12 protein-coding genes are annotated in these 14790 nt (G+C 72.1%); 9 read left to right on the forward strand and 3 right to left on the reverse strand.

Going from position 1 to position 14790, the window contains the following annotated elements; translation table 11 throughout:
- The first annotated feature begins 83 nt into the window (after positions 1 to 83).
- On the forward strand, positions 84 to 1043 hold the full coding sequence (locus P3G67_RS05310) for an alpha/beta fold hydrolase (RefSeq protein WP_276092382.1): 960 nt from the start codon (positions 84 to 86) through the stop codon (positions 1041 to 1043).
- 561 nt (positions 1044 to 1604) lie between these two features.
- Here P3G67_RS05310 and P3G67_RS05315 read toward each other — a convergent pair.
- The 3 genes from P3G67_RS05315 to P3G67_RS05325 all read right to left on the reverse strand — a co-directional run bounded on the left by P3G67_RS05315 (position 1605) and on the right by P3G67_RS05325 (position 3958).
- Positions 1605 to 2552 carry a hypothetical protein gene (locus P3G67_RS05315; protein ID WP_276092383.1) on the reverse strand — a complete coding sequence of 316 codons (948 nt, stop codon included), beginning with the start codon at positions 2550 to 2552 and terminating at the stop codon, positions 1605 to 1607.
- Between the two features lie 64 nt (positions 2553 to 2616).
- On the reverse strand, positions 2617 to 2790 hold the full coding sequence (locus P3G67_RS05320; protein ID WP_276092384.1) for a hypothetical protein: 174 nt from the start codon (positions 2788 to 2790) through the stop codon (positions 2617 to 2619).
- A gap of 82 nt (positions 2791 to 2872) precedes the next feature.
- Entirely contained in the window at positions 2873 to 3958 is a 1086-nt protein-coding gene (locus P3G67_RS05325) for a serpin family protein (protein WP_276092385.1), read from the reverse strand.
- Between the two features lie 94 nt (positions 3959 to 4052).
- Between P3G67_RS05325 and P3G67_RS05330 the strand changes: the two genes are divergently transcribed.
- From P3G67_RS05330 to P3G67_RS05365, 8 genes are all read left to right on the forward strand, one after another.
- Positions 4053 to 4610 carry a class F sortase gene (locus P3G67_RS05330; protein WP_276092386.1) on the forward strand — a complete coding sequence of 186 codons (558 nt, stop codon included), beginning with the start codon at positions 4053 to 4055 and terminating at the stop codon, positions 4608 to 4610.
- Positions 4611 to 4781: 171 nt separating this feature from the next.
- Positions 4782 to 5495, forward strand: coding sequence for a response regulator (locus P3G67_RS05335; protein ID WP_276092387.1), 714 nt, complete (start codon positions 4782 to 4784; stop codon positions 5493 to 5495).
- Positions 5429 to 6643 carry a sensor histidine kinase gene (locus P3G67_RS05340; RefSeq protein WP_276092388.1) on the forward strand — a complete coding sequence of 405 codons (1215 nt, stop codon included), beginning with the start codon at positions 5429 to 5431 and terminating at the stop codon, positions 6641 to 6643. Before P3G67_RS05335 ends, P3G67_RS05340 begins: the two co-directional genes overlap by 67 nt.
- 111 nt (positions 6644 to 6754) lie before the next feature.
- Positions 6755 to 9847: an endo-alpha-N-acetylgalactosaminidase family protein gene (locus tag P3G67_RS05345; RefSeq protein WP_276092389.1), complete on the forward strand. Its 3093-nt coding sequence runs from the start codon at positions 6755 to 6757 to the stop codon at positions 9845 to 9847.
- Between the two features lie 47 nt (positions 9848 to 9894).
- Positions 9895 to 10776, forward strand: coding sequence for a helix-turn-helix domain-containing protein (locus P3G67_RS05350; protein WP_276092390.1), 882 nt, complete (start codon positions 9895 to 9897; stop codon positions 10774 to 10776).
- Positions 10777 to 10945: 169 nt separating this feature from the next.
- Complete coding sequence (locus tag P3G67_RS05355) at positions 10946 to 12442, forward strand: pyridoxal phosphate-dependent decarboxylase family protein (RefSeq protein ID WP_276092450.1); 1497 nt, start codon at positions 10946 to 10948, stop codon at positions 12440 to 12442.
- Between the two features lie 19 nt (positions 12443 to 12461).
- Positions 12462 to 13922, forward strand: coding sequence for a lysine N(6)-hydroxylase/L-ornithine N(5)-oxygenase family protein (locus P3G67_RS05360; RefSeq protein ID WP_276092391.1), 1461 nt, complete (start codon positions 12462 to 12464; stop codon positions 13920 to 13922).
- Positions 13923 to 14061: 139 nt separating this feature from the next.
- Positions 14062 to 14772, forward strand: coding sequence for an SIMPL domain-containing protein (locus tag P3G67_RS05365; protein WP_269854428.1), 711 nt, complete (start codon positions 14062 to 14064; stop codon positions 14770 to 14772).
- Positions 14773 to 14790: the final 18 nt, after the last annotated feature.

The raw sequence follows: 14790 nt of genomic DNA on the forward strand, positions 1-14790 counted from the left end.
CCGGAGGGCCGGGCGCCGCGTCGTGTCCCTACCGAGGCGTAGCCTGACCCTGGTTCACCGAACGGTAGTTGGGGAGGCATCAGGTGGTAGAGCACCGCAGCGTCAACGTGAACGGCATCCGGTTGCACATCGCCGAGGAGGGCGAGGGGCCGCTCGTCGTGCTGCTGCACGGATTTCCGGAGTGCTGGTACTCCTGGCGCCACCAGTTCGCGCCGCTGGCCGCCGCCGGGTACCGGGTCGTCGCGCCCGACCAGCGCGGCTACGGGCGCAGCGACCGGCCCGAGGAGATCGAGGCCTACACCATCCTGCACCTGGTCGGCGACGTCATCGGCCTGATCCACGCGCTCGGCGAGGAGAGCGCCGTGGTCGTCGGCCACGACTGGGGCGCACCGGTCGCCTGGCACACCGCGCTGCTGCGCCCCGACGTGGTGTCCGCCGTCGCGGGCCTGAGCGTGCCGCCGCAGCCGCGCGGCCCGGTACCGCCGTTGCGGGCGATGCGCGAGCGGTTCGACGGGCAGTTCTACTGGAACTACTTCGAGACTCCCGGCGTCGCCGACGCCGAACTCGCCGCCGCCCCGCGCACCACGTTCCGCCGCACGCTGTACGGCGCCTGCGGCGACAACCCGCACAACAACCCGCCCGCCCAGCCCCTGATCCAGCCCGGCGGCGGCTTCCTCGACCGCGTCAAGGCCCCGGAGAAGCTGCCCTCCTGGATCACCGAGGAGGACATCGACGTCTTCGTCGCGGAGTACGGCGAGGCGGGCTTCACCGGCGGCCTGAACTGGTACCGCAACCTGGACCGCAACTGGGAACTGACGGCCGCCTGGCAGGGCGCCGCCGTCCAGCCCCCCGCCCTGTACATCACCGGCGACCGAGACCTGGTCTACCGCTTTCCCGGCATGGAAGACCTACTCCCCGCCCTGCCCAACCTCCACCCCAACCTCCGCGAGCCCATCATCCTGGAGGGCTGCGGCCACTGGACCCAACAGGAACGCCCCCAGGAGGTCAACGCGGCGCTGCTGGAGTTCTTGGACTCGCTGTAAAGCCCCCGCCTCCCCGACCCTGCCCCCGTCCCATCGGTAGCCATGCCGCAGCCCCACCGCCCCAGCAGGGGCGGTGGCGGCGCCCCGAGAAGCGGTCAGAGTCGCGGCCCAGCGGGGGCCCGGGGGCGCCCCAACGGCGTCCGGGACCCAACCCGAGCGGACCGGTGTCGGCGGGGCCGCGCCGGGGCAAACCGCGCCGACCGGGTTTCCGGACGTAGCCGTCGGCGGGGACAGGGACGCAGCCGCAGGTGGGACGGGGACACAGCCCCGAGCCGGAGTCCGGGGCGCAGCCCCAGCGGGTTCGGCGCAGCCCAGGCGGGGGTTGGACGCAGCCCTGAGCGGGGTTTGGGGCGGAGCCCCAGCGGGTTCAGCGCAGCCCCAGCGGGGGGGGCGCTGTCCAGGTGGGGTTCGTGGCGCAGCCCCGAGTGGGGTCCGGGGCTGTGCCCCGCCGGGGTTTGGGGCGGAGCCCCGCCGGGGGTTTGGGGCGGAGCCCCGAGTGGGGTCCGGGGCTCTGTGCCCCGAGGGGGCTGGGGCGGAGCCCCAGAAGGGCGGGCGGGTGGGCTACGTGTCGCACTGGAGTTCCGACCCGCAAACCCCACACCGCGCCGTGAACCTTCCCCGCACCGGAACCCGGATCCGCTGATGGCACGTGGGACAGGGGAACGACACCCGCAACGGCGACCCGCCCTCGAACGCGTAGCCCCCCGCCCGCACGGGCGACACCCCGTTCCCCCGCTGCACGATCCGGCGGTCCGCCGCGTACCGCCGTCGACCGGCCCACCCGCACCGTGCCAGCGGCGGCTGCCGCAGATCCGCCTGGGCCCGCGCCATCCCCGCCCGGTACGCGTCCCGCGCCTGCGCGCTGGAGAACCACGGCTCGATGTCGTCCCCGAACGCCAGCGCCCGCTTGGCCAGCACGTACCCGAACTCCTCCGGGGTCAGATACCCGAGCTTGGACGCCGACCGCACCAGCCGGTCCCCGCGTACGTTGCTCTCCTCCCGGTAGGCGTCCAGCAGCAGCCACCCCGCACCGAGATAGGCGGACGCGGTGTCCGTGAGGATCTCGTTGTCCCGCGTACCGGCGAACTCCAGCCCCAGCCGGTGCAGATAGACATGCATCACCTCATGCGCCAGGCACGCCCCGATGTCCCGACGATCCTCCTTGAACCGCGAGTTCAGCTCGATGAAGTACTCCGGCCCGGCCTCCAGCTCCACGTTCCCCGCGTGCACCATGTCCCGGAACGCCACGATCATCCGCGCCTCCGGCAACCGCAGGTGCTGCACGATGGTCCGCGCCACCTGCTGGGTGCCCAGGTAGATGTCGGCGTCCGGCGGTACCCGCACCTCGTCCGGGAGTACGCTGACCGCGAACGTGCTGATGGTGTCGTAGGACAGCCGCCTGTAGAGCGCGGTCAGGGAGGCCTGGATGGTCTCCAGGTGCGGAAAGCCGTGCACGATCGGCCCGGAGGCCGGTCCAGACCGGTCCGCGGGTTCGGCATGACGCGTCACGAGCACCTCCCCAGGGCTGTCGCCCTTACGAGCCTACGTGTCGCCGCCGCCTTTCGCCCTCGGCTCAACCACGCGGCGCCACCCCCTCCCGCGAACTACCGTCCGCGTCCATGGAGACGGTACAACTCACCACCGACATCTGGATGTTGCGCTTCACCGTGGGCCAGGCGTACACGGTGCGCACGGCCGACGGCTTCTTCCTGGTGGACTGCGGCGCGGCGGGCGCCGAGCAGGACATCCTCACCGCCCTGCGCGGACTCGGCGGCCGCCCGGAGGACCTGAAGGAGATCGTGCTGACCCGCGGTGTCACTCCAACCGCACTAGCCCTCGGGAAAGCGCGGCTCGGTCGCCTGCCAGGCGGTGAACAGCGGCAGCTCCCCGGTCGAGTCGAGGACCACCAGCCCGAAGGGCCGGTCGAACGCGATCTCCACCACCCGTGGCCGTGAGGTGACCATGCCCGCGTACATCATCCTGACCGCCGTGGCCGAGGCCGCCTCGATGCCCTCCTCGGCCACCTTGATCACCGCCTCCTGCACCACCTGGTCGATCGTGAGGGCCTGCGGCGACAGCCCGGAGAAGTCGGCGTGGTCACTGGTGGCGATGTCCAGGCCGAGCGCCGGAAGATGCCCGGTCACCTCGATCGTGGTGCGCAACGCGAGCCGCGGCAGCAGCACCCGCACCCGGTCGGCGTCGAGCCGGGCACGCAGCCCCGTGGGCGCCCACGCCGCGGGCAGCACCTCGGGTGCGGTGCGGCCCGGCGAACCGATGACGAACCGTACGACGGCCGGAGTGAACCCCTCGGTCGCGCACCGCAGTTCGACCACCCGGGTCAGACCGCCGGACGACTCCGGTACGGTCCACGCGGAGTGCGCCGAGAACGTCTTGCACATCGTCGGCACCTGGTGCACGGCCCCGGTAGCGTCGGTGAACGGACGGTCCCGGGTGTTCGCCGTGTCGAACGGATCGGCCCAACGGGCCTTCAGAGCCAGCGCGTTGACCAGCAGCAGACGCGTTTCCTCCGGTATTCGCACCGGCAGCCGCTCGACCAGCCCACCGGTGGCCTCCCGCACCCAGGCGTCGATCACGGTCGGGGAAGCGTCGTCCAGCTCCCCGAAGCCGACATCCGGCAGCGCGGTACGGAACTCCTCGCGCAGCGGCGAACGGCTCCACACCCCGGTCGCCAGGGCCAGGGCGTCGGTCTTCTCCAGCGCGCGCACCGCCGCGGCCACCGCGGCGGCGGGCTCCGGGCCGGTCTCCAGCACGCCCTCGAACGCCGTGGCGGTCTTGCCGCGCGCTCCCACCGAGACCGCGGCCAGGGCCAGCCACAGACCCGCGGGAGAGGCGGCGAAGTCCCCGTCGGGGGTCTGGGCCACGGACTCCAGCCAGCGGTGCGCGAGTTGACGCATACCGTCAGAGTACGGCGCCATCCTCCTTTCGGACGATGGGGCGATGGCCACATGGTGGACGCGGCGTCACGCACGGCCCCGTAGCGTCAACGGTATGCGCAGGACCACCGCCCGTTCTTCCGAGCTCCGTGTCAACGGTGCCGCCGTCCTGCTGCTCCTGATCTCGGCCGCCCTCTGCGCCTGGGCGCTGCTGTACACCCCGGACGGCTCCGGCACCCGGGTGCACGGTGCCTACGCCGCGACGGCAGCCAGCACCACCGGCGCGCCGGTGCAGATCGACATCCCGCGTGCGGGTGTCCACGCCAAGGCGGTCCCGGTCGGCGCGACCTCGCCCGCCCTGCCGCCGCAGTGCGCGGGCTGGTACGCCGCCAGCGCGGCGCCCGGCGACCCGGGGCGCTCCGTCATCATCGGTGACCGCGCCGTCTTCCACGGGCTGCCCCAGCTGCGCCCGCACGACGCCATCGAGATATCCCGCGCCGACGGCACCCACGTCTGCTACTCGGTGACAGACATCGAACGCGACGCCGCCCAGACACCGCGCCAGCCCGTCGCCGTCCCCGGCCCCGAAGCCACCACCGCGGCCCAGCTGGAGCTGATCACCCCGGTCACCGCGAACGAGACGGTGGTCGTCCACGCCGACCAGAACGCGTGACAGGGCTTCCGCAAGGGCCTTCCCACCGCGGCGGCCAGTGATCACCAAGGCGCGGACCGGCGCTGCCGCACACCCCGGTTGCGGGGTGCCGACGATCCCGTTCCCATAGACACACACAAGCCGCGGAAACCCCGCAAACCGCCCCCGTGAAGGGCCCCGCGAAAGGAACCCATGGCGATCAGCGTGGTCATCGCGGACGACCAGGAGATGGTCCGCACCGGCTTCCGGATGATCCTCGACAGCCAGCCGGACATCGATGTCGTCGCCGACGTCGTGGACGGCGAGGCCGCCTTGGACACCGTGCGCCGGCTGCGCCCGGACGTCTGCCTGCTCGACATCCGGATGCCCAAGGTGGACGGCCTTGAGGTCACCCGCCGCCTGCTCGCCCCCGAGGCCGCCTCGTACTGGCAGGGCTCCCCGCCGCGGATCGTCATCGTCACCACCTTCGACCTGGACGAGTATGTGCACACCGCGCTGCACCACGGCGCCAGCGGCTTCCTGCTGAAGGACTCCAGCCCGGCCATGCTGGTCGAGGCGGTCCGCGCAGCCGCCGTCGGCGACTCGCTGATCTCCCCGGCGATCACCGTACGGCTGCTGCGCACCATGGCCACCTCGGCCGCCACCGGCAATCCCGCCAGACAGCCGTCCGAGCCGCTCACCGACCGTGAGGCCGATGTCGCCCGCTGTCTGGCCCGCGGGCTGACCAACGCCGAGATCGCCTCCGAGCTGTTCGTCTCCCTGTCCACCGTCAAGACCCACCTGGCCCACATCCAGTCCAAGCTCGACGCCCGCAACCGCGTGGAGATCGCCGCGTGGGCGTGGGAGAGCGGACTTGCCACCAGCGGCTCGGGCACCGCCGGGCCTTCCGGCGGCGCGGGCGGATGACCGGGCTGGCGGGATGGGCGGCCCGCCATCCGCGAGCGGTCGGCGTCGGCAAGTGCGCCCTGGCCTTCGTGCTGCTGTTCCTGGTGGCCCTTGAGGCGCTCGTGCTGGCCCGGCAGCCCACCCGTCCGCACGCCATCGTCTGGGCCGCGGGCGTCGCCGTGTGCGTGTGCGCGGTGCCGAACAACCGCGTCCCACTGGTGGTACGGGCAGCGGTGGCCGCGGTGGTCTCCTGGACCACCACCATCGTGCTGCTCGTCGGCCAACCCCCGCTCAGCGTCTGGGGGCTCGGTGAGGCGATCGCCCTGCTGGTGCTGTTGACCGCGGTGGTGCACCGCGCCCCGGACCGGGCCGCCGTCGTCCTCGGGCCGCTGCTGGGCCTGGCCGCCGTCGCCGCGCCGCTGCGCGACACCAGACCGGGCGCCTTCACCCTGGTGATGGCCGTCTCCACCACGCTGGTCGCCGCCTTCTCGCTGGTGCTGCGCGCCCAGTCCACCCAGCGGCTGCGCGACCTGGCCGCCGTGCGCTCCGCCGAACGCAGGGAGCTGGCAAGGGAGTTGCACGACGTGGTCGCCCACCACATCACCGGCATCGTGGTGCAGGCCCGCGCCGCCCGGTTCACCGAGCGTGAACAAGGCGCCGTGGTCGACGCCGCCGAGAGCTTCGGCCGGATCGAGACCGCGGCGGGCGAGGCGCTGGGCGCCATGCGGCGCCTGGTGCACGTACTGCGCGAGGACACCGCGGAGACCGCGCCGCTCGCCGGTATCGAGCAGGTACGAGAGCTGACGCAGGCGTTCTCACGCACCGGCCCGCCCGTGCTGCTCCAGGTGGAACGCGGCCTCGACGACCGTGTCCCACCCGATGTCGCGGCGGGTGTCCACCGCATCGTCCGCGAGGCGCTGACCAACGTGGTCAAGCACGCGGCCGACGCCACGGCGGTACGCATCACGCTCCGCACCGTCGCCGACGGCCTGGAAGTGCGGATCGCCGACGACGGCAGCAAGGCCGCCAAGCTCGCCGAGTCCGCGCGCGGCGGCGGCTTCGGCCTGGTCGGCCTCACCGAACGCGCCGAAGCGCTCGGCGGACGACTGTCCGCCGGACCCGCCCCCGAAGGCGGCTGGCTGGTCACCGCCGTACTGCCGCTGCACTGACCCCGGCCGCGGAACGCGGGAGTCCAAGCGCTGCCACCCCTTTGTCCATGGGCAGCACCGGCCCCGATGATCCACCCTGTGCGGATCGGATGCCATGCCGGAAGGAGCGCGATGTTCCGCCCCGCCCTCGACCCACAACCAGCCGACCGGACCGGGCCGAGCCGCAGGTCCGTACTGCTCAGCACGGCACTCGCCGGGATCGGCGGCGCGCTCACCCCCCACGACGCCCAGGCCGCGGGCGAGACCGTACTGCGCTCCACCGCCCTGGAAGTGCGCGTCGACCCCGCCTTCCCGCGCGTCATCTCGTACACCGACCGCGGCAGCGGCGCGGTGTTCCACGCCCAGTCCACACCGGTCAACTCCCTTGTCGTCAACGGCGTTCCGCACACGCCGACGGTCACCTGCGCGGCGGCCGCCGACCGCGTGGCCTACGCCCTCACCCTCGAAGGCGGCACCGAGATCGACGCGGAGATCGCGGTCCACGACTGGACGGTGACCTTCCGGATCACCCGGGTCGCCGACACCCCCGCCCTGCGCGTCGGCACCCTGCAACTGCCGGGCCAGGCGTGGCTGAGCGTCCGCGGCGACCAGAGCGGCGCTTGCGTACTGACCGCCAGAATCGACCTGGACAAGGCGAAGAACGGCGACACCACCGTCCACGTCACCGACGCCACCCCGGCCGACGCCGCGCCGATCGGCTGCGCCTACGCGGTCGCCAGCCATGACACCCTGGCCGCCGCCATCGAGACCAACACCGTCTGGGACGACGTCACCGCCCACCCCGAGGCCGCCTGGGAGAACGGCCGCCTGTGGCGGCAGGCGGTCAGCACCGGCGGCCACACCCTGGTCGGCATCTCCTGCGGCCAGTGGACCCACCGCGCGGCGGGCGCCGCCGTAGACGACACCGAACCGCTGCCCTGGGTGACCGTCATCCTCACCCGCGATCGCAACGGTGACGGACACATCGACTGGCAGGACGCGGCCATAGCGCTCAGAGACATCATGGTGACCCCGCTCGGCGCCGACGAGCAGTATCTGCGCGTCGTCCCGCACATCCCGTTCAACTTCGCCAGTCAGGCCACCAATCCGTTCCTGACCACCCTCGACAACATCAAACGCATATCCCTGGCCACTGACGGACTACGGCAGTTCACCCTGCTCAAGGGATATCAGTCCGAAGGACACGACTCCGCCCACCCGGACTACGGCGGCAACTACAACACCCGCGCCGGGGGCCTGGCCGACCTCAACCTCCTTGTCGCCGAGGGACGTCACTGGAACAGCGACTTCGCGGTGCACGTCAACGCCACCGAGTCCTACCCCGTGGCCCACGCCTTCTGCGACGCCCTGGTCGACGTCCACGACCCGCAGTGGGACTGGCTCGACCAGAGCTACCGCATCGACTCACGGCGCGACCTGTACACCCACGGCATCGTGCGGCGCTTCCAGCAACTGCGGGACGAGACGGATCCGGCACTCGACACGCTGTACATCGACGTCTTCCGGGAGAGCGGCTGGCCCTCCGACGGTCTGCAAAGACATCTGCGCGCACAGGGCTGGAAGGTCGGCAGTGAATGGTCGAGCGGTCTGGAGCGCTCCTCCCTGTGGTCCCACTGGGCCAACGAGGTCGACTACGGACCCGACACCTCCCGCGGCATCAACTCCACCCTGATCCGCTTCCTGCGCGGGCACCAGAAGGACGTGTTCGCCGACAAGTTCCCCCTGCTGGGCACCCCGAAGCTGGGCACCTTCGAAGGCTGGCAGGGAAAGACCGACTGGACCACGTTCTACCGCCAGTTGTGGACCGACAACCTAACCGCCAAGTACCTCCAGGCATATCCGATCAAGACCTGGACTGACCACGAGATCACCTTCTTCGGCCCCTACAGGACATCCGTCTCGGACCGCACCGGCCGTCGGGTCATCACCACCGACGGACAACCGGTCTACGACGGCGGCACCTACCTGCTGCCCTGGGAACCGCGCGAGGCCCACGCGCCAGGCAGGCTCTACCACTACAACCCCGCCGGCGGCACCAGCAGTTGGCGCCTACCGCGCGACTGGCGCACGGCGCCCTCGGTCTGCCTGTACCGGCTCACCGACCAGGGGCGCATCCTCGTCGGCGACCTGCCGGTGCGCGGCGGTGAGGTAACCATCGAGGCCGACCCGGACCAGCCGTACGTCCTCTACCGACGGCGGGCACCCCGGCAGAGCGCGCCCGGCTGGGGCCAGGGCACACCGCTGTACGACCCCGGCTTCAACTCCGGCTCGCTGCGCGGCTGGCAGGTCAGCGGCCCGGCCTCGGTGGTGCGCAGCGCTCTCGGCGACTACGAACTGGTCATCGGCGCGGGCTCGGCCGCCTCGGTCAGTCAGCGGCTGGCCCGGCTCGCCCCGGGCGGCTACGCCGCCTCCGTGCAGGTCGAGGTGGGGGAGAGCGCGGGGGAGCGGCGCCGGGCGGCGCTGCGGGTGCGGACCGGCGACGGGGCCACGGCGGAGAACTGGACCGAGACGTCCACCGCCGTCAACTACGTCGCCGCCGACCGCAAGCACGACTCCCGCTTCCAGCGGATGTTCACCTACTTCGAAGTACCGCCCGGCGGCGGCCCGGTGACCCTCGCACTGACCGCGGCGGCAGGCGAGGCACGCGTCCGCTTCGACAACGTACGGGTGGTCCCCGCGGTACGACCGCACGCCCAAGGCGCCCTGGTGCACGAGGACTTCGAACACGTCCCGCAGGGCTGGGGGCCGTTCGTCAAGGGCGACGCCGGCGGCGCCACCGACCCCCGCACCCACATCGCCCAACGGCACGCCCGCTACACCCAGCGCGGCTGGAACGGCAAGGTGATCGACGACGTCATCGACGGCGGCCAGTCGCTGAAGTCACGCGGCGAGAACAACGGCACCGTCTACCGCACCGTCCCGCACACCGTGCGCTTCGAACCCGGCCACCGCTACCGCGTCACCTTCCGGTACGAGAACGAGTCGGCCGGACAGTACGCCTGGACCACCGCCGTCGACACCCCCACGCCCCAGGTCCTCACCAGCACCCCACTGCCCGCCGCCGACGCCCCCGCCGACCACCGCTACGAGTTCACCGCCCCGGCCGGCGGCGAGGCCTGGGTCGGGCTGACCAAGACCGGCGACAGCGGCACCGCCGAGTTCGCCCTGGACTCCTTCACCGTCATCGACCTCGGCAGCGCCTGAGGACATATGGCGTCACGGCGCGCCATGCCGCAGGATCGGTGCTCGGCATGTACCAGACGTGGATGCGCTACTTCACCCCGAGCCCGGTCCACCACCGGCTCGGGCTGGTGTGCCTCGGCGTCGGCCTCCAGCGCGGCGCGCTGCCGACGGTGGGGCCACGTGCCATCGACCACCACGTTGCGGTCGTCATCAGCACCGGGCACGGCTGGTTCCGCCACCGGTCCGGGCCGCCCCTCCCCGTCACCGCACCGGCGCTGCTGTGGATCACCCCCGGTGTCGAACACCACTACGCGCCCGACCCGGACGACGGCTGGGACGAGGGCTTCGTGGACTTCACCGGAGCCGCCACCACCGCGTACACCGAACTGGGCTACATCGACCCCGACCGGCCGGTGACCCCACTGCGGGACAGCGCCGCCGCCCGCGGCGTCATCACCCGCGTCGCCCGCGCGGCGCGGATCGGCAACCCCCTGCTGGAAGTCGAGACGTCCGCCGCCGTCCACGAACTCCTGGTGACCCTGCGCCGCTCCCGCGCCGACACCGGAGGCGACGGCTCGCCCGTACTGGACGCGCTGGCCCGGGACGCCTTCCTGCCGCTCGCCGTCGCGGAACACGCCGCACGCCACGGTATGACGCTCGCCGAACTGCGCGCCGCCGTCCGGCGGGCGGCCGGATGCAGCCCCAAGGACTATCTGCTCGGTATCCGCCTCGGCCGGGCCAAGGAACTGCTCGCCGCCACCGATCTACCGGTCTCCGCCGTGGCCCGCCGGGTCGGCTACCACGACCCGGCCTACTTCAGCCGACTGTTCACCCGCCGCGTGGGGGTCGCGCCGATACGTTTCCGCGCGCAGCAGCACCACACCGTCCCCGGCGGCTGGAGCGACCGCGTCCCCCACCCGGACCACCCGCCGACGATCGCACCGGACTGAACCCGCCACGATCCTGCCGCCACCCCGCCCAGGATATGGACATACATAACCCCGCAATACCCCTTTCGGGTCGAGATCGTTGTGCTCGTCAGGTGAACGCACCTGAACGCCACAAGACTTGGGGATGTCTGTGCCTCCTCAAGCCGCCATCCCGAAGGGCACCGCACCCATGCCGACGCCGAACGACCCCGGGGAACCGCCCGCCCTCGCCGGGGGCGCCACAGGCCCCAGCCAACTGCGGCCACTGGTCGACACCGTGCTGGGCGCACTCAGCCAGGGCGCCGCAGCCCGCGGCGGCCCCATCCCGGCGGGCGGCCCCCAGGCGGTCGCCGAACGGCTGCGCGCCCAGGCCACCCCCGTCCTGCCCGCCAACGGCACCGGCGCCCAGGACGCGCTGCGCACCCTGGTACGCGCCGTCACCGAGGGCTCCGCCGACCCCGCGGAACCGTACTGCGCCGCGCACCTGCACTGCCCGCCGCTCGCCCTCGCGGTCGCCGCCGACCTCGCCGCGTCCGCGCTCAACCCCTCCATGGACTCCTGGGACCAGGCCCCCGCCGCCACCGCCCTGGAGGCCGAGACCACCGCCGCGTTCGCCGCCCTGGTCTACCCCGACCTGCCACAACCCGCCTGCCTGGTCACCACCGGAGGCAGCGAGTCCAACCAACTCGGCCTACTGCTCGCCCGGGAACGCGCCCGCGCCACCGGCGTGCCCGCGGTACACATCGTCTGCGGCGACAACGCCCACCACAGCGTCCACCGCGCCGCTTGGCTGCTCGGCCTGCCAGAACCCCGCACCCTGCCCACCCACGACGGCACCCTGCGCCCCGCCACCGTCGACCGCGCCCTCGCCGAACTGCGCGGCCCGGCCCTCGTCATCGCCACCGCCGGAACCACCGACACCGGCGCCATCGACCCACTCCCCGGCATCGCCGAAGTCACCACCGCCCACGGCGCCGAACTCCACATCGACGCCTCCTACGGCGGACCGCTGCTGTTCAGCAAGCACCACCGCGCCCAGCTGTCCGGCCTGCAGTCCGCCACCTCCGTCGGCATCGACCTGCACAAACTCGGCTGGCAGCCCATCGCCGCCGGACTGCTCGCCGTACCGGACACCACCGCACTGCGGCCACTGGCAACCAACGCCGACTACCTCAACGCCCACGACGACATCGAAGCGGGCTTCCCCGACCTGCTCGGCCGCTCACTACGCACCACCCGCCGCCCCGACATCCTCAAGATCGCCGTCACCCTCCGGGCCCTGGGCCGCGACGGGCTCGCCCAACTCATCGACAGGGTCTGCCAACAGGCCCAGCGCCTCGCCGACCTCGTCGAAGCCCACCCCGGTCTCACCCTCTACGCCCGCCCCACCATCACCACCGTCCTCTTCCGCCCCAGCCATGCCACCGACGCCGAACTGGCCGCCATCCGCCGCGCCCTGGTGACCTCCGGCACGGCCGTACTGGGCCGCGCCCACGCCGCGGGGCGCCTGTGGCTCAAGGCCACCCTGCTCAACCCCACCACCGAACCAGCCGACTTCACCGCCCTCCTCGACCTCGTCGCCCGCACCGCACGGGAAACCCGAACCGGCCGACCGCCGTCGAACGGCCAGGAACCCTCCACCGGCCAAGACCCGCCGGGCGGCAACGCACCCCGGAACGGTCAGTAACCCACGGAAGGACACCGCCATGAACACCGTCGACCCCGCCGACAGCCCTTCCACCGACGAACCCCTGGACCTACTCGGCATCGGCATCGGGCCGTTCAACCTCTCCCTCGCCGCCCTCGCCGACGGACTGCCCGAACTACGCACCGCCTTCTACGACCGGCGCCCCGCGTTCAGCTGGCACCCGGGCCAGCTCATCCAGGGCAGCACCCTCCAAGTGCCCTTCCTGGCCGACCTGGTGAGCCTGGTCGAACCCGCCAGCCCCTGGTCGTTCCTGTGCTACCTCAAAGCCCGCGGCCGCCTCTTCCCCTTCTACTTCGCCGAGCGCTTCCACATCCCGCGCACCGAGTACGACGCCTACTGCCGCTGGGTCGCCGGCTCACTGCCCACCTGCCACTTCGGCCACCAGATCGACGCCGTCCGCTGGAACCCCGAACGCGACCTGTTCCAGGTCGACTTCACCCGCCTCGACGCCGACGGCGAGGCCGTCGCCGTCGGCCGCACCCACAGCCGCAACCTCGTCATCGGCATCGGCACCACCCCCCACGTACCCGAACGGCTGCGCCCGCTCGCCGAATCCCCCAGCGTCCCCGTCCTCCACTCCGCCGACTACCTCACCCACCGCGACCGGCTGCTCGCCGCCGGCCATGTCACCGTCGTCGGATCCGGGCAGTCCGGCGCCGAAATCTTCCTCGACCTACTGCGGCACCGCCCGCACGGCCGCGAAGGACTCACCTGGCTCGCCCGCACCGAGGCCTTCGCCCCCATGGAATACAGCAAACTCGGCCTCGAACACTTCACCCCCGACTACACCCGCTACTTCCACGCCCTCCCCGAATCCGTACGCGACCAACTCCTCCCACACCAGTGGCAACTCCACAAAGCCATCGACCACGAGACCATCAGCGCCATCCACGAAGAGTTGTACCAGCGCACACTGACAACCGAGTCCGGACAGCCCTCCTGGCCGGACGTCACCCTCACTCCCGGCGTCTCGGTGCGCACCGCCGGCCGCATGGGCGCCGACCGTGTCGAACTCCACCTCGAACACGTCCAACAGGGCACCCAGAGCCGCGTCACCACCGACGCCGTCGTCCTCGCCACCGGATACCGGCAACGGCCCCTGGAACCCCTCCTCGCCCCCATCGACCCGTACCTGCGCCGCGACTCCGCCGGCCGCCCACGCGTCGACGAACGGCACCGCCTCGTCCTCGACCCCTCCATCCGCGGCGCCATCCACGTACAGAACGCCGAAACCCACACCCACGGCGTGGGCACCCCCGACCTCGGCCTCGGCGCCTGGCGCTCCGCCGTCATCCTCAACTCCCTCACCGGCGACACCGCCTACGAACTGCCGCAGCGCACCGCCTTCACCACCTTCGGCCTGGACCCCCACCCCGCCCACCGCCCACCCCGCACCGCCGTACCCCGCCCCGGGACCAGCACCCCCACCATCAGAACAGCGGCACTCCCACGCGGGTGAGCCACCAGCCGCCGGAGGCGAACACGGCCGGAGACCACCGCCCTGTTCGCCTTCACCCAGCCAGACCGCGCGCACAACACCCCCGTACGCGCCCCACCGACAACCCTCCGGTGCCCAACGCGCCTGCCACAGTGGAGACATGACCACGACACCGGCACCCCAGGACCACCCCCACGAGGACGCGCCACGCCTCGGCGTACGCGGCGAGGCCCACATCGAGGCCGAACCCGAACTCGCCCGCATCGCCATCACCGTGAACGCCCGCGGCACCGACCGCCGCGGCGCCCTCGACGACCTCACCCGCCGCAACACCACCGTCCTGGAACTCATCAGGGCCCACACCGAAGCCGTCGAGAAGACCCAGACCAGCGCCCTGGTCATCACCCCCGAACTCGCCAAGGGACGCGGCGAACGCGTTCGCTCCTACCACGGCCGCGTCCACCTCCAGGTCACCCTCAACGACTTCACCGCCCTCGGTGAACTCATCACCCGACTCGCCGAACTCGACCTCACCAGGGTCGACGGCCCATGGTGGTCCCTGCGACCCGACTCACCCGCCTACCGCACAGCCAGAACCCAGGCCGTACGGGACGCCGTACGACGCGCCCGGGAGTACGCCGAAGCGCTCGGCGGAGAGGTCACCGCGCTCCTCGAACTCGCCGACACCGGCACGGAGCCGACCGCCCCATATCACCCCCGGGCGTTCGCACCCGCCGCCCCCGGCGGTGCGGCCGGGGCCCAGCCGGTCCCGGCGATCACCCTCGAACCCGAACGCCAGACCGTGCACGCCCAGGTCACCGCGCACTTCACCATGACCCGACCCGACCTGCGGGCGCCTGAGCCGCGCTGAAAGCCCTTGTGGGGTACG

Origin of the sequence: Streptomyces silvisoli, assembly GCF_029269905.1 — a bacterium.
Classification (GTDB): domain Bacteria; phylum Actinomycetota; class Actinomycetes; order Streptomycetales; family Streptomycetaceae; genus Streptantibioticus_A; species Streptantibioticus_A silvisoli_A.